Genomic DNA, 19,332 nt, shown 5'->3' on the forward strand with positions numbered 1-19,332 from the left:
GCGCGCGCCGGCCGGTAGGCCGAAAGCCTAAGCGAACGGATGTGAGCGCCGGCGACTGAGACCAAACAAAAAATTACGCGACCAAGGACAGGGGACTATTACTCGGCTTCCTCAGGCTCTCTCACCACAAACAGCTTGTCGATCCGGCGGCGGTCCATGTCGATCACCTCGAAACGCCAGCCCTGATCGACGAAACTTTCGCCTTCCTTGGGCAGGCGCTTCAGAACGGACAGCGCATAACCGGCAGCAGTCCCGAACTCCCGGCTTTCGCCATATTCAAGACCCAACCGGTCCGCGAGCGCATCAGCCGACAATTGTCCCGATATCACCAGTGAGCCGTCCTTGCGTTCCATGATCTGGGGCGCGTCGCCTTGATCCTGATCGCTGACAAAACTACCCGCCAAGGCAGTGAGCAGATCGACCGGCGTAATGATGCCATCGAGATGACCGTATTCATCATGCACCATCGCCATCGCGATTTCCGCCTGCTGCAGCACCCGCAGCGCATCCATGGCGTCGAGCTGATCGGGGACAACTTCCGCCTTGCGCATCAGGGCCCTGAGCGAGACCTCCCTGCCATCGACCATGGCGGCGAGTATCTCTCTCACCTTGATCACACCCAGGATCGTGTCGGGCGAGCCATCGGCAACCGGCAGAAGCGAATGCGGGCTTTCATCGATCACCCGCTTGATCTCTTTCTCGCTCGCGTTGATGTCGATCCAGTCAATCTCAGGGCGCGGGGTCATCAGTTCGCGCACCGGGCGCTCTGCCAGGCGGACGACGCCCGCCAGCAATTGATGCTGATCGGCTTCGATCACGCCGCTGCGCGTCGCATCGGCGAAGATCATGTGCAGCTCTTCAGCGGTCACGCTGTTTTGCCCGCCGGGATGGATGCCAAGCAACCGAATGATGAGGGCGGAAGATGTGTCGAGCACCCACACCAGCGGAGCAGCGACCCGCGCGATAAACGCCATCGGGCGTGCCATCACCATCGCAATGGCGACCGCGTGGCGAAGCGCCACCTGCTTTGGGACCAGCTCGCCGATGATCAGGTTGAAGTATGTCACAAACGCGATCACCAGGACGAACCCGGCTTCTGGCGCCCACTCGCTTGGCACGCCCACTGCCGCCAGGCGCTCTCCTACCGGTCCGCCCAGGCTCGCACCCGAATAGGCCCCGGCAATGATCCCGACGAGCGTAATGCCGATCTGAACCGTCGACAGGAACTTTCCGGGATCGGCGGCCAGCGCCAGTACGGTCGCCGCGCTCGCCGAACCTGCATCTCGTTTCGAGCGCAGTTTCGAAGTCTTGGCCGATACGATCGCAAGCTCGGACATGGCAAAGATGCCATTGAGCACGATCAATCCGCCGATGATGAAGACGTCAGGCCAGGGAATGGGAGTCACGCCAGTCTCGCTAGCACAATTTTTGATATGCGCCAGCCACTCGTGGCAACAATCTCTTCGGAGCAACGCTTCAGCGCGCTATCAGAAACAGGTTCTGTCACACCGCGTTAATGTGGTAACATTCAGAGACTGAAGATATTTTAGGGACGGCGCGCTCCCCCATTTCTGATCTTGCGCGCCAACAGGAGGAGAGAATTCATGACACGATCCAAGATCTTGCTGTCGAGTGTCGCTGCACTGTCGCTGATCGGCACGAGCGCCTGTGTGACCGACCCGAACACTGGCGAGAAAAAGGTATCTCGCACCGCAGGTGGTGCGGTGATTGGCGGTACGCTGGGCTATCTGCTCGGCGGTGTGATTGGCGGCGACACCGCGCGAATCATCGGCGCTGGCATTGGTGGTTCGGCCGGGGCCGTGATCGGCAAGCGCTTTGACGATCAGATCCGCGAGCTGGACGAGCAAACCGAAGGCAGCGGCGTCGAAGTCGAGGAAGTCGGCGATCAGGACGCGATCCTTGTCCGCCTGCCTGACGGCGTAACCTTCGCAAGCGGATCGGCCGATATCAATCCAGGCTTTTACGAGACGCTGAACAAAGTCGCAGACAGCCTGATCAAATATCCGGACAGCCTGATCGACGTGTATGGCTTCACTGACACGACCGGCTCGAACGCCTTGAACCAGCGCCTGTCAGAGCAGCGCGCAGAAACGGTTGCAAACTATCTGGTTGGACGCGGTGTATCGCGGGCGCGGATCGAGACCCGCGGCTTTGGCGAAGATCCCGCCTATCTCCGCGTACGAACTGGTGACAATGTGGCCGAGCCGCTGAACCGCCGGGTCGAGATCAAGATTACGCCGGTCAGCCAGGAGCAGGTCCAGGCCGCTCAAGGCAACTGATCGGGGCCCATTGAAATTCAGAGAAAAGGGCTGGCCGCAAGGCTGGCCCTTTGTCTATTGCGCTATCGCTGCACTGCTTGTGCGCGGGCCTATCCCTTCGTGGCCAGCCTTTGCGCACGCTCGGACAAATGCTCAACCGCCGCTGCATGGATGCCCTGCGCGCAAACCAGCACCCCGAAGGCCCGCGGATCACGCTTGTTGAATCGCAACTGCTCCCCATGCGCGTCGGAAATCATCGCGCCAGCTTCTCGTGCAATCAGCGTGGCAGCGCCGATGTCCCACTCGTAACCCCAACGCAACGTCGCGACGAGGTCTGCCCGGTTATCGGCGACCATTGCCATACGCAGTGCAATCGAATTGGGTTTTTCGACCATGGTCAGATCGCTGTCGATTGTAGCCAGCTGATCGGTTGGCACGCGCGCTCCCGAAAGATCACTGCGGGTCGAGGCCTTGATCGCTAAGCCGTTCAGCGTCGCCCCTTGCCCTGCGACCGAAAGCCACTCTTCCCCGCGAGCCGGTGCGCTGAGCATCCCGATCAGCGGCCTGCCATTGCTGACCAATGCGACCGAAATCGCCCAGCCAGTGCGGCCGCGGATGAAATCGCGGGTTCCGTCTATGGGATCGACCAACCAGACCAGGTCATGCGCCAGCCGCGCGGGATTATCCGCCGTTTCCTCTGACAGCCAGCCAGCCGATGGCAGCAGCGCCCCGAGTTCGCGTTTCAGGAAAGCATCGACTTCGATGTCGGCGAGACAAACTGGATGGCCCGGTTCCTTCTCCCACATCTCGACCTCGTGCCCAGCACCCGGCCAGCGGCCCAGCGCAATGCGCCCCGCTTCACTGACAACGGCGTTGAGACGAGCAGAATCGATCATGTTCGTAGCAGGATCGCTCTGGCGAACGAAAGTCTACTTTTCAAGGCGGCTCAATCATGCTTAGGCCGCACACAAATGTGGCGATTCCCGCCCATGCCAAACCGAAGTTCGACCCACAGGAGCGACCCCCAAATGAACATCCACGAATATCAGGCCAAGGAACTGCTTGCGAAGTACGGGATCGGCATCCCTGCAGGTCACGCAGCGCTGACCGTCGAGGAAGCGGTGGCAGCGGCAGAGAAGCTACCCGGGCCGCTTTATGTCGTGAAGGCTCAGATCCATGCCGGTGGCCGCGGCAAGGGCAAGTTCAAGGAACTGGGCGCGGATGCGAAGGGCGGCGTGCGGCTTGCCAAGTCGCTCGAGGATGTACGCTCGGACGCCAGCGAAATGCTCGGCAACACGCTGGTGACGATCCAGACCGGCGAAGAAGGCAAGCAGGTCAATCGCCTATACGTTACCGATGGCGTGGATATCGAGAAGGAATATTACCTCTCCATGCTGGTTGACCGGGCGACGGGCCGCGTGGCGATGATCGTTTCGACCGAAGGCGGCATGGACATCGAAGAAGTCGCGCACAACACGCCGGAGAAAATCGTCACTATAACAATCGACCCGGCGCAGGGCTTCATGCCGCATCATGGCCGTGCGGTAGCCTTTGGTCTCAAGCTCAAAGGCGATCTCAACAAGCAGGCCCAGAAGCTCGCGAAGCAGCTTTACACCGCTTTCATGGATCTTGACTGCGAGATGTTGGAAATCAACCCGCTGGTTGAGACGAAAGACGGTCAGCTCCTTGTGCTCGATACGAAGATGAGCTTTGACGGCAATGCGCTCTATCGTCACCCCGATGTGGAAGCGATGCGCGATGAAACCGAAGAAGACCCCGCCGAAGTCGAAGCCTCCGAATATGACCTCGCCTATATCAAGCTCGACGGAAATATCGGCTGCATGGTCAATGGCGCGGGCCTCGCCATGGCAACGATGGACATCATCAAGCTCAATGGCGCGTTCCCGGCGAACTTCCTCGACGTAGGCGGCGGAGCGACGACAGAAAAGGTCACCGCGGCGTTCAAGATCATCCTCAAGGATCCTGCGGTTGAAGGTATCCTCGTCAACATCTTCGGCGGGATCATGCGCTGCGACACGATTGCAGAGGGTATTGTGGTAGCGGCGAAGGAAGTCGAGCTCGACGTCCCGCTGGTGGTGCGCCTGGAAGGCACAAATGTCGAGAAAGGCAAGGAAATCCTCGCCAATTCTGGCCTGCCAATTGTTCCAGCGGACGATCTGGGTGACGCCGCGAGAAAGATCGTCGCGGAGGTCAAGCAGGCGGCCTGATCCGGGCTGCCTCGCCTAATGAATACTCTTCCGGTCTGCCATGGAACACCAACCTATAGCAGGCCATTGATCCATCAGGCTAGCGGCTTCCGCCTTGACGTTTACGTAAACGCAAGCTAGAGCACCGCCAACACTTACGCAGAGGAAGAAGAACCATGAAAATCCTCGTCCCCGTCAAGCGGGTGATCGATTACAACGTCAAGCCGCGTGTGAAGGCAGACGGTTCAGGCGTTGATCTTGCCAACGTCAAGATGAGCATGAACCCGTTTGACGAGATCGCGGTCGAAGAGGCGATCCGCATCAAGGAAGCGGGCAAGGCGGAGGAGATCATCGCGGTCTCGATCGGTCCGGCAAAGGCTCAGGAAACGCTGCGCACCGCGCTCGCCATGGGCGCAGACCGCGCGATCCTGGTCGAGGTTGAAGACGGCGTCGACGTGGAACCGCTCGCAGTTGCGAAGCTCCTCAAGGCGATTGCCGAGGAAGAAGGCCCGGGCATCGTCATGCTCGGCAAGCAGTCGATTTCGGACGACAGCAACCAGACTGGCCAGATGCTCGCGGCGCTGATGGGCCGCCCGCAAGGCACCTTTGCCAACACGGTCGAGGTCGATGGCGACAGCGTTATCGTGAAGCGCGAAGTCGATGGCGGTCTGGAAACCGTCAAACTCTCGCTGCCTGCGATCATCACCACTGACCTGCGGCTCAACGAGCCGCGCTATGCGTCGCTGCCGAACATCATGAAGGCGAAGAAGAAGCCGCTCGATACCAAGACACCGGGCGATTACGGCGTCGATATCGCGCCGCGTCTCACCACCACCAATGTCTCTGAGCCTCCGGTTCGCCAGGCAGGTGAAAAGGTCGCCGACGTCGATGCGCTGGTCGCGAAGATCAAAGCGCTCGGCATCGCTTGAGCCAACCCGGACAAGAAAGGAATTATGACATGAAAACTCTCGTCTGGGTCGAACACGACAATAGCGAGATGAAGGACGCAACGCTGTCGGTTGTGACAGCGGCTTCCAAATTGGGCGATGTTGATCTGCTGGTCGCAGGCAGCGGCTGCGCAGGCGTGGCCGATCAGGCCGCCAAGGTTGCAGGCGTCGGCGCGGTGCACCTGGCAGACGATGCCGCTTATGCAAACGCTCTGGCTGAGAATGTTGCGCCGCTGATTGCAGGCCTGATGGACGGCTTTGATGCTGTGCTCTTCCCCGCCACCACGACGGGCAAGAACATCGCGCCGCGCGTCGCAGCGCTGCTGGATGTGATGCAGATCTCCGACATTCTTTCGGTTGAAGGTCCCAAGACCTTCACGCGCCCGATCTATGCGGGCAATGCGATTGCGACGGTTGAAAGCTCTGACGCGAAGCTCGTCATCACCGTGCGGGGCACCGCGTTTGACAAGGCAGCAGCCAACGGCGGTTCGGCCTCAGTCTCAGCGGTCAGCGGTCCAGGCGATTCGGGTCTCTCCAGCTTTGTGAGTGCCGAAATCGCGGCGAGCGAACGCCCTGAACTGACCAGCGCGAAGATCATCGTATCGGGCGGCCGTGCGCTGAAGGACGCAAAAACCTTCGAACAGGTCATCACCCCGCTTGCGGACAAGCTGGGCGCCGGCATCGGTGCTTCGCGCGCGGCGGTCGATGCGGGCTATGTCCCCAACGATTACCAGGTCGGCCAGACCGGCAAGATCGTCGCGCCGGAGGTTTACATCGCGATCGGTATCTCCGGCGCGATCCAGCACCTCGCCGGCATGAAGGACTCCAAGACCATCATCGCGATCAACAAGGACGAGGATGCTCCAATCTTCCAGGTCGCGGATATCGGCCTTGTCGGCGACCTCTACAAGGTCGTGCCGGAACTGATGGAAAAGCTCTAAGCGCCCGCTAACCCTTTAGAAAAACTCAAGTTGCTAGAAACCTCCGGGGAGCTATGCTGGCTTCCTGGAGGTTTTTGTATGCGGTTTGCAATACTTGCGATTCCGGTGATTGTGGGTTTGGGTTTGATCCTGACCCCATCGCTATCAGCATGGGAGAAGGCCCCGGAAAGCTACAATCCAATAGGCCCTTGGGTCTTCGACTATGCTGATGACCACTGTGCATTCAGGCGCTCGTTCGAATCCCAAAGCGACAAGTTTTTCGTTGAATTCCGTCAGTACACGCCGGGGCCGTCCTTCGATCTCATCGCCATGTCGGAAAAGTTGCGTACACGGGGGCGCGATTTCGAATTTCGGTTTGCCCCCTATAAAGGCACCATCAAGCCTTCAACAGCCTATCCGATGACAGGTGACGGCAATGCGTCTGGGCATTTCGGCGTTGGCTACTTCCACCCTCCGGTTGGTTTCGATATGTCCGACGATGAGATAATCTCGATGGCTGACGACGATTTGCGGGCGTGGTTAGAGGGGATCGAAGCGCTCGAAATCGTGAGCGGCTTCAGCAAATTCGTGCGCTTGGAAACCGGCTCGTTCTCGGACCTCATCACGGTTCGCACGCACTGTCTCAATACACTCTTGAAGGAATGGGGACTTGACCCGGATCGCATCGCAAGACAGACCCGCCCGCCTGTCCCAAAAGACGCGGAAAGCTGGGTCCGCGCCGTCAAGCACAGCTATCCAAGGGCTGCGCTCAATCGCGGCAAGGTTGGTGCCACCCGTCTTCGGCTCATGGTCGGCATGGATGGTCGAGTGACAAGCTGCACGAGCCTCGCGAATATAGCCGACCGATCGCTCTCCGACGCCGCATGCAAAGCCATTATCGAGCACGCCACCTTCGAGCCGGCGCTGGATGAAAACGGTGTGCCTATGGCGAGCTATCACATCCAGCCAGTCAGTTTCCGTATCTCCTAGGCCATTTTCTCTGGCATCTCAGCCACCACTTTCGCGCAATTCCTGTAAGTCCGCCGCGTGATCTGGCGGCGCTGCTCTGACGTATAGGTCCGGTCGCAGGCGCGCGGATCGCGGTCAAGCAGCTGGTCTCGGATAATGCAGCGCTCGTGCTCAGGCGCGTGAATCGCTTCGAGCAGCTCGTCCAGCATGCTCAGGCTCATGGCATTGCTGGCGCCAGCCTCGACCCGATCGAGCGCACGATCATCGCAGATCTCGAACGCATGCCCGCGTTCTTCCCCCAGCGCTTCCAACCGCACCGTCGTGATCCCAGCACTGCGCGCGCTGCGCCGCTGGTCGAGCCGCATCCGGTGCCGCAGCGATTGCAGCTCTCCCCGTATCTGCCAAGTGACATGTGTACTGAAACGCGCCTGACCCGGATCGTAGCTTTCCAGCGCGCGCAGCACCGCAATCGCACAGGCCTGCCGGGCATCCTCTACCATGTCGGTCAGATGATAGACCCGGATCAGATGCGCAATGCGCGATGCAAGCAGATCGAGAAGACGCGCAAATTCGCGACTCTCCAAAGATGATCCGGCGTGGCCTGAAAGCCTTCTGGCCGCTCGTGCGCGGTCCACCTGACGCTCGAGCGCTGCGTTAAAACCGGCATTCGCTGTCCGTGCCATGGTCTTCCCCTCCTTGACGCGCAACGAGGGTTAATCTTGTGGACTTATGAGAGCGCTGTCACGGAGCTAGGTAGTCATGCCTAGAGCACTGGCCCGACCATTTTTCGTTGTTTTTTAGGGGTTTATAAAGTGCCGTGCCGCTTGCGCCATAGGTGCTCTTACTTAGTGAAACAGCAGCCCATCGATGAAGTGAAGCGTCATCCCGACCAGCCCGCCAACCAGCGTTCCGTTGATGCGGATGAATTGCAGGTCGCGCCCGACCGCGTTTTCAATCCGGCCGGTAATCGTGACCGCATCCCAGCGCTTGACCGTTTCTGAGACGAGCTGGACGATCTGATCGCCATAGCGCGTGGCCACCCCGACCATAGTGCGACGCGCGAAGCGATTGATCTGCATCTGCAGCCGCGCATCCGTCTGCAGCGCTGCACCCATCTCGGCGAGACCCTTGCGCATCTCCTCACCCAGCTTACCTTCTGGATCACGCGCACGCCGGATCAACGAGCGACGGATCCGCTCCCACACGCCCATCCACCATTCCGCAACGGCAGGGTTCTCTATCAGGTCGCGCTTCATGGCCTCCACTCGCGCGCGCGTCTTGAGATCATGCTGCAGATCCTGGCTGAGCTGTGCGAGGCCCTCTTCGATCTTGCTGCGCAGCGGGTGCTCGGGGTCGACCAGCACTTCGGCGAGCAGCTTGTAGAGCCCGTCGAGCACCGAGGCCGAAATGCGCTCGTCAAGGCCGGTCCAGCGCAGCACTGCGTTTGCGCGGTCGTGGATGATATCGCGCACCGTTTCTTCATTGTCCTCCAGCGTCAGTCCTGCCCAGCGAATGAAGCCGTCCATAAGCGGCATGTGCCTTCCATCGGCAATCGCGCCTTCGAGCATACGTCCGAGCAGGGGCGAGACATCGATCTTGGCGAACTGGCCAGCGAGGCCGCTGCGGACCTGGTTGCCGAGCCGATCGGGATCGAGCGACTCGAGGATCTCCGCCAACAGCTCTGCTGCGCCTGCCGTAAGGCGCGAGCGGTTGTCACCGGTTGCATCGGGCTGTGCGACAAGAAAGTCTCCGGCCGCCTTCGCGACATTCATGTGCTGCATTCGCCGTGCGACAACCGCGGGGGTGAGGAAATTGTCGCGCAGGAACTGCGCCATGGTATCCGCGATCCGGTCCTTGTTTTCAGGGATAATCGCGGTGTGCGGGATCGGCAGGCCAAGCGGGTGACGAAAAAGGGCAGTAACCGCAAACCAGTCCGCCAGGCCGCCGACCATCGCCGCTTCGGCGAAGGCGTGGACATAGCCCCATGCGGGATGCTCGCCCAAAAACGGCCGGGTCGAGAAGAACAGGGCCGCCATGGCCACCAGCAGGCCGGTGGCGGTCCAGCGCATTCGCTTGGCGCGATCGGGTGATATCGGCTCCCCGCCAAAGCGATAGGGTGGAGGTGCTGGCGTTTCAGCCATGGTCAATCGGCCGCCTGTCCCGCTTACTCCGCAGGTTCCGCTCCGGTGCGATAGCCTTGCGCACCGGGGCGCGTGCGCGCGGAGAGCTCTTCATCATAATGTTCGTCGCCCGGCTTGTAGGTCAGGAAACGGGTCCGCAGCCACGGGCCGACCCGCTTTTCAAAGCCATCGGCGAGGCTGAATCCTGCTGGCACGATGACCAGTGTCAGGACCGTTGAGAGAATCAGGCCGCCGATAACCGTTACACCCATTGGCGCGCGCCACGCACCATCGCCCGAAAGCGATACTGCCGTGGGCACCATGCCAGCCGTCATCGCGACGGTTGTCATGACAATCGGCTGGGCGCGCTTGTGCCCGGCATCAATGATCGCGTCATACTTGTTCTTGCCTTCCGCCATCGCATCGATGGCAAAGTCGATCAGCAAGATCGAGTTCTTGGCGACAATACCGAGCAGCATCAGGATACCGATATAGACCGGCATGGAGATCGGCTCTCGAATTATCATCAAGGCAAGCAAACCGCCCAGCGGAGCCAGCAGCAACGAGGTCATATTGACCAGCGGCGAAACGAAACGATGGTAGAGCAGGACCAGCACGCCGAACACGAGCAGAATGCCGCTGATCACGGCTACGGCAAAATTGGCCAGAAGTTCTTGCTGGAAGCGGTCCTCGCCAACCGAGATCTGGCGTACGCCGATCGGGAGGTTCTGCATGGTCGGCAACGCGTTGATTGCTTCCATCACCGGGCCGCGCACTGCGCCCGGCGCGAGGTCCGCCCCGATCACGGCCCTGCGCGACTGGTTGTAGCGCTGGATACGGGTCGGGCCTTCGCCAAACCGGATATTGGCGACGCGCTTCAGCGGAACCGCATCGCCGGAAGCAGTTGGGACAGGCAGGTTCTCGATCGTCGACAGGTCACTGCGCGATTCGCGCGGAAGGATTACGCGGATTGGTACCTGCCGGTCGGAGAGCGAGAACTTCGCCGCGTTCTGGTCAATCTCGCCCAGCGTCGCAATGCGGATCGCGCTGGACAGGGCCGCCGTGGTCACCCCAAGCTGTGCCGCCAGATCCTCGCGCGGTTCGATGATCAGCTCAGGCTGCTGCAGGTCGGCACTGATGCGCGGCGCAACCACGCCCTCAACGCCCTTCATTTCCTCGACCAGTTGCCGGGCGGTTTCGTCGAGAACCTCCGAATCGCTGCCTGCCAGCAGGATCGAGATCGCGCGGCCGCTGCTGCCACCCCCTTCGAAAGCGAAGGAAACGCGGGCATCGGCTACTTCGCTCAGGGCAGGGGTCAGGCGGCGTTGGAATTCGTTGCTGGTGGCGTCACGCTCTGCCGCGGGCTTGAGGGCGATATACTGCTGCGCACTGCCGATCCTCACCGCTTGGGTAACGTGCTTCACTTCGGGCTCGTTGAGCAGCATTGCGGCGACTTCTTCGGAGACCAAGCGCGTTTGTTCAAGCGTCGTACCGGGCACCATGTCGATATTGACGACAGTTGTGTCTTCATTGGTGCTGGGCTGGAACTGCTGCGGCAGACCGGCAAGCAGCGCGACGGTAATGAACAGCGCATATATGCCCATCAGGAATGCGTAGAAGCGATGGTCCTTTGTGCGCGCCATGAAGCGTTCGGCAAAGCGCGCGAAGTATCTTCCGAAGGCTCCAAAAACCCCGAGAAACAGCTTCAGCAGGAAGCCGATTAGCAGGAATGCGCCGACCATTATGACCGGTATTACGAGGGCGGCGAGCAACACCCAGATGTCCCATTCCATCGCCAGCTGGAAAATGAAAATGCCGGCTTGAAGCGAAACCGCGATCAACGCGATCGCGACGATCGTTGCGATCGGACCGTAGAACCAGCGCGAAGGCGCCTTTGGCAGGTCTGCCAGCATGGCCTTCGACCGCGTGTCGTCCATCGTCCAGCGCAGGATCTTCATATAGAAGTCCATCGCGCGGCCTTCGCCATGCGCTGCATGTCCCTTGGCATGGAGGAAGTAGGCCGCGATCATGGGTGTGATCATGCGCGCGACGGCCAATGAGGCCAACACGGCGACCACAACAGTCAGGCCAAACGGCTTGAAGAACTCGCCGGTTACGCCGGGCATGAGGCCCACCGGGAGGAACACCGCGACGATACAGAAAGTGGTCGAGACCACTGCTAGCCCGATTTCGTCGGCAGCATCGATCGAGGCCTGATAGGCGCTCTTGCCCATGCGCATGTGGCGGACGATATTCTCGATTTCAACGATGGCGTCATCGACCAGAACGCCTGCAACCAGGCTCAACGCGAGCAGCGAGAGGAAGTTCAGGTTGAAGCCGAGCAGATCCATGAACCAGAAGGTCGGGATCGCGGAAAGCGGAATGGCAAGCGCACTGATAAAGGTCGCACGCCAGTCGCGCAGGAACAGGAACACCACGACAATCGCCAGCAGCGCTCCTTCAATAAGCGCCGCCATCGAGGACGTATATTGCGCCTTGGCGTAAGGCACAGGCGTGAAGAGCTCCACGAATTCGACCTGCGGGAACTCGCTCTCGATCTTGCCGATCTCTTCGACCGCCGCTTCATAGACCGCGACATCTGAACGATCGCGCGCGCGCGCGAAGCTGAAGCCCACGACTTGCCTGCCATTATACAGTGAGACGCTGCGCTGCTCGGACGTGCCGTCGGTAACATCGGCGACGTCGGCCAGCTTGATCGTGCGGCCACCAGGCAGCGAAATGCGCGCCTCGCTCAATTCATAGGCAGTATCTGCATTGCCAAGTACGCGCACGGCCTGGCGCGATCCGGCAATCTCCGCCTCTCCGCCCGAAGCATCGATATTGACCTGCCTGAGTACATTGTTGATCTCGCGGGCGGTAACGCCCAGCGCCTGCATGCGCGCGGGATCGAGCGTGACGCGGATCTCGCGATCGACTCCACCGTTGCGGCTCGCCTGCGCCATGCCGGGAATCGCTTGCAGCCGGCGCGCGACGACATCATCGACGAACCAGCTCAGCTCCTCCAGCGTCATGTCATCTGCGCGCACCGCGTAGAAGGCCAGGTTGTTGCCGCCCGGACCAGCGGTGAAATCGACCTTGCGTACGAGCGGCTCAAGGATGCCTTCCGGCAAGTCACTGCGGATCTGGTCGACCGCGTTCTTGACCTCGGTGGTCGCAACGTCAACGTCGGTCCCCACCGCGAAGCTGACAAAGGTGCTGGAGTTGCCTTCGCTTGCGGTTGAGCTGATTTCCTCAACCCCGCTGATCGAAGCCACCGAGGCCTCGATCTTTTGCGTGATCTGCTTTTCGATTTCGGTCGGCGCAGCGCCGGGCTGCGAGACATTGACCGAAACAGCCGGGAATTCGATGTCAGGAAAATTGACGATGTCCAAACGATTGAACGAGACGATACCCGCCAGCGTCAACCCAAGGAATATGACGATCGGGACAACCGGATTGCGAATCGACCAGGCAGAGATTTCGCGCAAATTCATTGCGCCTCGCTCTCCGATTTTTCGGCCGCCTTTTCGCCAGTCTTGCCGGGCGCCAGTTTGGGCTGAACCAGTTCGCCGGGCCTGAGGAAACCACCGGCGCGCAGAACAATCTTCTCGGTCCCGTCAAGGCCGGATACGACAGCGATGCCTTCCGGCGTCACGATGCCGGTCTCGACCGCCTGTCGCTGCGCCCGGTCCTCGGCATCGATGATATAGACATAGCTGCCATCGCGGTCGGTCAGGATCGCGCTCTCAGGCAGGATTGGCGCAACAACCGCTCCGCTATTGAGCGTCGCACTCGCAAAACCGCCAGGGCGCAGCGCCGGATCATATGCCAGCGCGATCCGCGCGACACCTTGTCTGGTTTGCGGATCGATGGTCGGCTCAATCTGCCAGATCTGGCCCGTGAACACCCTGCCCGAGCCGACCGGCCGCACTTCAGCCACCGCGCCAACTGAAAGCTGGGCGATTTCGTTCTCACCAACGCGAGCGAGCAGTTCCATCTCGCCGCCCTGAGCGATGCTGAACAGCGTACCTGAGCCAGCCCCGACAGTCTGTCCGGGCTCGACATTGCGCTGGAGAAGCAGGCCTGATGCCGGCGCAACAATATTCAAGCGCGCATTGCGGGCCAGCAGTTCGCGATATTGCGCTTCGGCGACAGTCACCCGCGCCTTCGCGGCGTCACGCGTTGCAGTCAGACGGTCTATATCGGCTTGGGAAATAAATCCGCGTTCTACCAGTTGCTGCGCGCGATCGAGATTGCTTTGCGCGAGTTTCGCATCAGCCTTGGCAACATCGACATTGGCTGCCGCGCTCCGCGCCTGCTGCGACTGAACGGAGCGATCGATCGCGGCCAGCACCTGGCCCTGGCGCACCCATTGCCCTTGCTCGACAGGGACGGACACCACCCGGCCGCCTTCGCCAACCACCCCGACCGGCAATTCGCGCCGCGCCGCAATCGAACCTGTCGCGGTGATCTGGCCCTGCAATGTCATCTTGCCAGGCACAACAACGGTCACGGTCGCAGCCTGCGTCTGGCGATCGCCAGCTGCAAGGTCAGCCGCCGCCTGGCGCTGCCAGAAATAATACGCGCCGCCCAATGCGATCAGCAGCACCAGCAGGCCGACGATCAGCCACTTGCGATCGAGGCCGGCACGCCGGTCGCCCGACAGATCGTAGTCAGTCATGCCGGCGCTGTCGGCTTCCGCGCTGATTTTGCTCTCATAGTTCATAGTTTTGTGTCGCTTTTAGTCAGGGTGTATTATTTCAATAACTCACCTGACGCAATCCCTCATAGACTCCCTAACCATCTGGAGCAACGAGGCATTCACCCTTGCAGGACAATTCGCTGAGCGACTTTCGGGTCCCGACAAGCGACATTTTGCTCGATGGCGTGCGGGAATGCCTCGTTCGCGAGCGGCGATCACGGGCACAAGCGGCCGCGGGCGCGCGGTCAATGAAGAAAGGGCGGCGCAGCGCGCACCGCCCTTCATCTTGGTTACAAACATGTAATTCGCAGCGCTGAAAGCTGCGCTGTCAGGCCTCAATGGCCAATGTCAGCCCTGCGTTAACGCACGCGTCCACGTTGGATGAGATTGACGATGCCAAGCAGGACGATGGCACCAACAACTGCAACAGCCAGGCCTGTGAGCGAGAAGGATTGAACGCTTCCCGTAATGCCAAGCAGCGGCCCTGCAATCATGTTACCGACTACTGAGCCAACACAGCCCACGACAATATTCCAGAAGATGCCCATAGACGCGTCGCGGTTCATGACGAGGCTCGCCAGCCAACCTGCGATGCCGCCTACGATAAGTGCGATGATCCAACCCATGTTCCCATTCCTCCATATTCTTTCAATAGCTTGCCCTGCATCAATGCGCTGGACTGCCATTGAGTTCCGACAGCAGCGATTCTGCAAGCCTGCGGCAGTGCTACACTCGAAACCACGTAAACGGCAAGGAATGGACCCGGGGAACTGGCCGCGAAGGGGCATAAGGAGAGACCGCCCAGCGCTGCTGAGCGGTCCCGAATCTAGAAATGTGGGCTTGAGAAAGGCCGCTCGCCCCAAGCGAGCGGAGCAATCAGTACTTCAGTTGGCGCTCGTACAGATCACGATAATGCTGAATCCGCGTGACACGCAGACCTTGCATTCCGGAACGGTCGACCGCACGCTGCCAGGAAGCGAACTCCTCAAGCGTGAGGCCATAGCGCTCCAGCACTTCGTCGATCGTCAGCAAGCCGCCGTTGACGGCTGCGACCACTTCCGCCTTGCGGCGCACGACCCAGCGCTTGGTTTCCGGTGCAGGCAAATCCTCAAGGGTCAGCGGCTCGCCGAGCGGACCGATGACCTTCGAAGGACGGATGTCTTGATTTTCAATCATTTATTTTCTCGACAACCTTGCTCTTGCGAGCCTTCCAAGGGTGCAGCCAGTGCTGCGTTCTCATTGAAGCTCTCTGTATCTTCCAAGCCTTTGCAGGCCTCTAAAGCATCATGGTTAACGCCATCTTTGCCATCGGATGGAGGTACGAAGTAGCCCGCAGCCGCATCGGCAAAGCTCGCCGCTCCCAGGATCAGATCCTGTTTCAAAAACTCGCGCAGGTCGCGCGCCGCATTGATCCGAGCGGTCAGGTCGCTCCAGCCGACCGCGCGCAGGGCGCGGCCGCGAATGGCCGACGGTTCGGGTCCGCTGAATGCCGCAGGGTTCAAAGGCGAATTCTCCAACATGCCCTTGTTTCTAACGCCTCTGCGTCAAGTTTTGGTAAAACCGGTGTTTACCTCGGATTAGGACTGTTTAACGCTGTCCCGGACCATTGAGCCGTTCGAAAACGCACCTGCAAGGCATTGCTGGATTTCCCTTGCGTCGCCATGTATGGCGCGCCCTCCCATGACGGATATGACACTCTCTGCCGCCGGGCTCTCGCCTGAAGCGCTGTTCGACTTGCCGAAGCCGGCAAGCGAGAGCCGGATTGTCGTGGCCATGTCAGGCGGTGTGGATTCGTCGGTCGTGGCCGCGCTTGCAGCGACGAGCGGGGCTGAAGTCATCGGCATCACACTCCAGCTTTACGACTATGGCGCTGCCACAGGTCGCAAGGGCGCGTGCTGCGCAGGTGATGACATTGCTGACGCTCGCGCGGTTTCCGACCGTCTGGGGATCGCGCATTACGTGTTCGACCACGAAAGCGCGTTTCGCGAAGACGTGGTGGAGCAGTTCGCCGACGACTATCTGGCCGGGCGCACGCCAGTCCCCTGCATCCGCTGCAATATGGGGCCGAAATTCACGGACCTTTTCCGGATGGCGCGCGAGCTGGGCGCAGATTGCCTTGCGACCGGGCATTATGTGCAGCGGATGATGGGTCCGGCCGGGCCAGAGCTGCACCGTGCTTTGGACCCTGCGCGCGACCAGTCCTATTTTCTCTACGGGACGACCAACGACCAGCTGGAATATCTGCGGTTTCCGCTGGGCGGCTTGCCGAAGTCACAAGTCCGCGAGCTGGCCGAGCAGGCCGGGCTGCGCAACGCCGCCAAGCCCGACAGCCAGGACATCTGCTTCGTGCCCGACGGCAATTACGCCGGAATCGTCAAGAAGCTCCGCCCTGAAGGCGCCGCTCCGGGCGCGATTGTCCATGCGCAGACAGGCAAGACATTGGGCGAGCATCAGGGCATCATCCATTTCACGGTTGGCCAGCGAAAGGGCCTGCAAATCGGCGGCCAGCCTGAACCGCTTTACGTGGTCGGTGTCGATGCAGAGACACGCGAAGTGCGGGTGGGGCCGAAGCGGATGCTCGCGACTTCAGCTGCTCTTATCACGGAAACCAACCGGATCGGGCCGCTGCCGGATGCCCCGCTGACTGCCAAGGTCCGCAGTCTTGCCAAGCCGGTTCCGGTCACGCTGGAAAGCCCGCTTGGCGATGGTGCTTCGACGCGCATCCATTTTGCCGCACCTGAATACGGCGTTGCGCCAGGTCAGGCGGCCGTGATCTATGCTGGCGAGCGCGTGGTTGGCGGTGGCTGGATCGAAGAGACGACCAGCGCAGCTTGAGGCTCAGGCGTCCTCACTCTTCCCATTTCTCCAGCACACAGCCATAGCCTTCGCGGTAATAGGCGGTGTCTGACGCAATCAGGGGAAAGCGCGCAGTCACGCTCTTTGCATCGGTGTTGGCCTTGAGCGTGACGAGCTCCATGCCTGCCAGCTTGTCCTTCGCGCAGTCGTCGATACTACGACCCGCGACAAAGTGGCACGAGCATGCAACCCGCGCAGAGTAGGCGGTCGCGATCTGGGTATAGCCGCTGATCTGCACGCGATAGATGGACGCTATTGTCGCAAGGATTGCGATAAGGCCGAGCAGGATCCACCACCCGCGCCCGCTCTGCGCTTTCGCCTTGCTTTTCGCCATTGCCAATCCCGTGTCCTTGCGCGAGGGGTGCGCGCATGAAGTTGTCTGTCGCGCCCTTCCCTAACGCCCGCCATCTCCTGCTGCCAGCCCTAATCCTGGCTGTCGCCAGCTGCTCGGCTTCAGAACCGCTAGAGCAGCCGCTTAGCGATGAAGCGATGGCGGCCGTGGCTGAGGATGCTGGCGCTCCGCGGGATAATGTCGCCCGGCAAGTCGATGACCTGTTCTCGCAGGAAAGCCTTGGCGAGACACGCGCCCTGGTGGTCATCGCAAATGGCAAGCTGGCGGCGGAACGCTATGCGCAAGGCTACGATGCTGACACCCGCTTTGTCAGCTGGTCGATGGCGAAGACAGTCTCAGCCATGCTGATCGGCATGCTCGTCGCTGACGGCCGGTTGAGCGTCGAGGAGCCTGCCCCGGTATCCTTGTGGCAGCGCCCCGGTGACCCCCGCGGCGCGATTACATTGAAACACCTGCTGCAGATGCGCAGCGGTTTGCGCCATACCGAGGCGGGTGATCCGCCATACGAATCCTCGGAAGTGCGGATGCTGTTCCTCGATGGCCGCGATAACATGGCTCAGTGGGCGAAGGAGCAACCGCTTGAAGCAGAGCCCGGCGAACAGTTCGAATACTCTTCCAACACCAGCGTCATTTTGGCGGACATTGCCGCGCGCGCGCTCACCCAGAGCGATGATCCCGAGACGCGCCGCACGGCAGTCGCCAACTATTTGCAGGCGCGGCTGTTCGAACCACTCGGCATGACCAGCATGGTGCCTGAGTTCGACGCCTCGGGCACGTTGATCGGCGGCAGTCTGATGCATGCCAGCGCGCGCGACTGGGCAAAGCTGGGCGAGCTGCTGCGCCGCAAGGGCCGCGCCCCGACCGGTGAGCAGCTGGTGCCAGCCAAATGGGTCGAAGCCATGGTCACGCAAAGTCCTGTCAGCGCGCACTATGGCTACCAGACCTGGCTCAACCGCGAATTTCGCGAGCCTGCCTCAGACCAGCCGCATCCGCTGTTCCCGGAGCGCGCGCCGCAAACCGTGTTCGCGCTGATCGGGCACATGGGCCAGTATGTCATCGTATCGCCCAGCCAACGGGTGACGATCGTCCGCCTCGGCCATTCAAACCCTGAAGAACGCATCGCGCTGCTGCAGGAGCTGGCGGACATTCTGGCGCTTTATCCAGAGATATAAAACTCGCCTTTCACCACCGTTACGCATGGCCCGCCGAGCCACGCCCGGTCACCATCGAGCCGCAGGGTCAGATCGCCACCGCGTGCGCTCGCCTGATGCGCCCGCAGGTTGTTGCGGCCGAGGCGTTCAACCCAGAACGGGGTGAGTAGCGAGTGGGCCGAACCCGTCACACTGTCCTCATCTACCCCGCCTCCGGGCACGAACACCCGGCTGACGCAGTCAAAGCCAGATCCGGCGTCACCTGGTGCGGTGGCAATGAACTGGTCGTTGCCCATGGCGCCAAGGGCGCGAATATCGGGTTCGAGCGCCCGCACCTCTGCTTCGGTCGCATAGAGGAAAATGTGGTAGCGAATCTCCTTGCCCTGCGGACGATAGATCGCAACCGGATTGCCGCCCATCAGCTGTGCAGCCTTATCGCTCGTACCGGGAGCTGTCACAGTGGCGGGCAGGCTGACTTCGTATTCGCCGCCCTCGCCCGAACGCCGCACTTCGAGAATGCCCGACTTGCGGGTGCGGAAAGTCACGCGATCACCGCCACCACGCGTGAGCAGCACATGCCCTGCCGCAAGCGTCGCATGACCGCACAGCGCAATCTCGTAAGTCGGCGTGCACCAGCGCAATTCCCAATCGGACGCGCCCGTTTCATCGCGCACCACGAAGGCGGTTTCCGCAAACATGTTCTCTCCGCCGATTTTCACCAGCGTTTCATCCGGAAGCCATTCGTCGAGCACCATCACCGCCGCCTGATTTCCGCCAAACGGCTGGGCGGAGAAGGCATCGACATGCCAGTAAGGGATCGCCGTCAAGT

Annotated in this window: 18 protein-coding genes; 7 read left to right on the top strand and 11 right to left on the bottom strand. The window is 60.8% G+C overall.

Annotated elements, in window-relative coordinates; all coding sequences use genetic code 11:
• Positions 1–98: 98 nt before the first annotated feature.
• On the bottom strand, positions 99–1,406 hold the full coding sequence (locus tag ACG9DO_RS02715; RefSeq protein WP_394730193.1) for a hemolysin family protein: 1,308 nt from the start codon (positions 1,404–1,406) through the stop codon (positions 99–101).
• Between the two features lie 198 nt (positions 1,407–1,604).
• Between ACG9DO_RS02715 and ACG9DO_RS02720 the strand changes: the two genes are divergently transcribed.
• Positions 1,605–2,300 (top strand): OmpA family protein, encoded by a 696-nt coding sequence (locus tag ACG9DO_RS02720; protein WP_394730194.1) that lies wholly within the window; start codon positions 1,605–1,607, stop codon positions 2,298–2,300.
• Positions 2,301–2,389: 89 nt separating this feature from the next.
• Here the strand turns inward: ACG9DO_RS02720 and ACG9DO_RS02725 are convergent, their stop codons facing one another.
• Positions 2,390–3,175: a 3'(2'),5'-bisphosphate nucleotidase CysQ gene (locus tag ACG9DO_RS02725; RefSeq protein WP_394730195.1), complete on the bottom strand. Its 786-nt coding sequence runs from the start codon at positions 3,173–3,175 to the stop codon at positions 2,390–2,392.
• 132 nt (positions 3,176–3,307) lie between these two features.
• Between ACG9DO_RS02725 and sucC the strand changes: the two genes are divergently transcribed.
• The 4 genes from sucC (at position 3,308) to ACG9DO_RS02745 (ending at position 7,343) form a co-directional block, all read left to right on the top strand.
• Positions 3,308–4,507 (top strand): ADP-forming succinate--CoA ligase subunit beta, encoded by a 1,200-nt coding sequence (gene sucC / locus ACG9DO_RS02730; RefSeq protein ID WP_394730196.1) that lies wholly within the window; start codon positions 3,308–3,310, stop codon positions 4,505–4,507.
• Positions 4,508–4,662: 155 nt separating this feature from the next.
• On the top strand, positions 4,663–5,415 hold the full coding sequence (locus ACG9DO_RS02735) for an electron transfer flavoprotein subunit beta/FixA family protein (RefSeq protein ID WP_394730198.1): 753 nt from the start codon (positions 4,663–4,665) through the stop codon (positions 5,413–5,415).
• Between the two features lie 29 nt (positions 5,416–5,444).
• The gene (locus ACG9DO_RS02740) at positions 5,445–6,374 is read left to right on the top strand and encodes an electron transfer flavoprotein subunit alpha/FixB family protein (protein WP_394730200.1); all 930 of its coding nucleotides are present in this window, start codon (positions 5,445–5,447) and stop codon (positions 6,372–6,374) included.
• A gap of 78 nt (positions 6,375–6,452) precedes the next feature.
• Positions 6,453–7,343 (top strand): energy transducer TonB, encoded by an 891-nt coding sequence (locus tag ACG9DO_RS02745; protein WP_394730201.1) that lies wholly within the window; start codon positions 6,453–6,455, stop codon positions 7,341–7,343.
• Here the strand turns inward: ACG9DO_RS02745 and ACG9DO_RS02750 are convergent.
• The 7 genes from ACG9DO_RS02750 to ACG9DO_RS02780 all read right to left on the bottom strand — a co-directional run bounded on the left by ACG9DO_RS02750 (position 7,340) and on the right by ACG9DO_RS02780 (position 15,664).
• Positions 7,340–8,005, bottom strand: a complete 666-nt coding sequence (locus ACG9DO_RS02750) for a sigma factor (protein ID WP_394730202.1) — start codon at positions 8,003–8,005, stop codon at positions 7,340–7,342. The genes ACG9DO_RS02745 and ACG9DO_RS02750 overlap by 4 nt on opposite strands.
• A 162-nt stretch (positions 8,006–8,167) precedes the next feature.
• Positions 8,168–9,391: a DUF445 domain-containing protein gene (locus tag ACG9DO_RS02755; protein ID WP_394731172.1), complete on the bottom strand. Its 1,224-nt coding sequence runs from the start codon at positions 9,389–9,391 to the stop codon at positions 8,168–8,170.
• 95 nt (positions 9,392–9,486) lie between these two features.
• Entirely contained in the window at positions 9,487–12,936 is a 3,450-nt protein-coding gene (locus ACG9DO_RS02760; protein WP_394730203.1) for an efflux RND transporter permease subunit, read from the bottom strand.
• Positions 12,933–14,168: an efflux RND transporter periplasmic adaptor subunit gene (locus ACG9DO_RS02765; protein WP_394730204.1), complete on the bottom strand. Its 1,236-nt coding sequence runs from the start codon at positions 14,166–14,168 to the stop codon at positions 12,933–12,935. The genes ACG9DO_RS02760 and ACG9DO_RS02765 overlap by 4 nt, the downstream gene beginning before the upstream one ends.
• A 335-nt stretch (positions 14,169–14,503) precedes the next feature.
• Positions 14,504–14,770 (bottom strand): GlsB/YeaQ/YmgE family stress response membrane protein, encoded by a 267-nt coding sequence (locus ACG9DO_RS02770; RefSeq protein WP_394730205.1) that lies wholly within the window; start codon positions 14,768–14,770, stop codon positions 14,504–14,506.
• Between the two features lie 250 nt (positions 14,771–15,020).
• Complete coding sequence (locus ACG9DO_RS02775) at positions 15,021–15,320, bottom strand: DUF1153 domain-containing protein (protein WP_394730206.1); 300 nt, start codon at positions 15,318–15,320, stop codon at positions 15,021–15,023.
• Entirely contained in the window at positions 15,317–15,664 is a 348-nt protein-coding gene (locus ACG9DO_RS02780; RefSeq protein WP_394730207.1) for a hypothetical protein, read from the bottom strand. Before ACG9DO_RS02780 ends, ACG9DO_RS02775 begins: the two co-directional genes overlap by 4 nt.
• 160 nt (positions 15,665–15,824) lie before the next feature.
• On the opposite strand from ACG9DO_RS02780, the gene mnmA reads away from it, so the two are divergent.
• Positions 15,825–16,979, top strand: a complete 1,155-nt coding sequence (mnmA, locus tag ACG9DO_RS02785; protein WP_394730208.1) for a tRNA 2-thiouridine(34) synthase MnmA — start codon at positions 15,825–15,827, stop codon at positions 16,977–16,979.
• A gap of 13 nt (positions 16,980–16,992) precedes the next feature.
• Here the strand turns inward: mnmA and ACG9DO_RS02790 are convergent, their stop codons facing one another.
• Positions 16,993–17,334: a hypothetical protein gene (locus tag ACG9DO_RS02790; protein WP_394730209.1), complete on the bottom strand. Its 342-nt coding sequence runs from the start codon at positions 17,332–17,334 to the stop codon at positions 16,993–16,995.
• A 35-nt stretch (positions 17,335–17,369) separates the two neighbouring features.
• Here ACG9DO_RS02790 and ACG9DO_RS02795 point away from each other — a divergent pair, with 35 nt between their 5' ends.
• On the top strand, positions 17,370–18,524 hold the full coding sequence (locus tag ACG9DO_RS02795) for a serine hydrolase domain-containing protein (RefSeq protein WP_394730210.1): 1,155 nt from the start codon (positions 17,370–17,372) through the stop codon (positions 18,522–18,524).
• On the opposite strand, the gene ACG9DO_RS02800 is transcribed toward ACG9DO_RS02795, so the two are convergent.
• Positions 18,509–19,330, bottom strand: coding sequence for a PhzF family phenazine biosynthesis protein (locus ACG9DO_RS02800; protein WP_394730211.1), 822 nt, complete (start codon positions 19,328–19,330; stop codon positions 18,509–18,511). The genes ACG9DO_RS02795 and ACG9DO_RS02800 overlap by 16 nt on opposite strands.
• Between the last annotated feature and the right edge of the window lie 2 nt (positions 19,331–19,332).

It is taken from the genome of Altererythrobacter sp. GH1-8 (genome assembly GCF_043702085.1).
In the GTDB taxonomy this organism is placed as follows: Bacteria; Pseudomonadota; Alphaproteobacteria; order Sphingomonadales; family Sphingomonadaceae; genus Erythrobacter.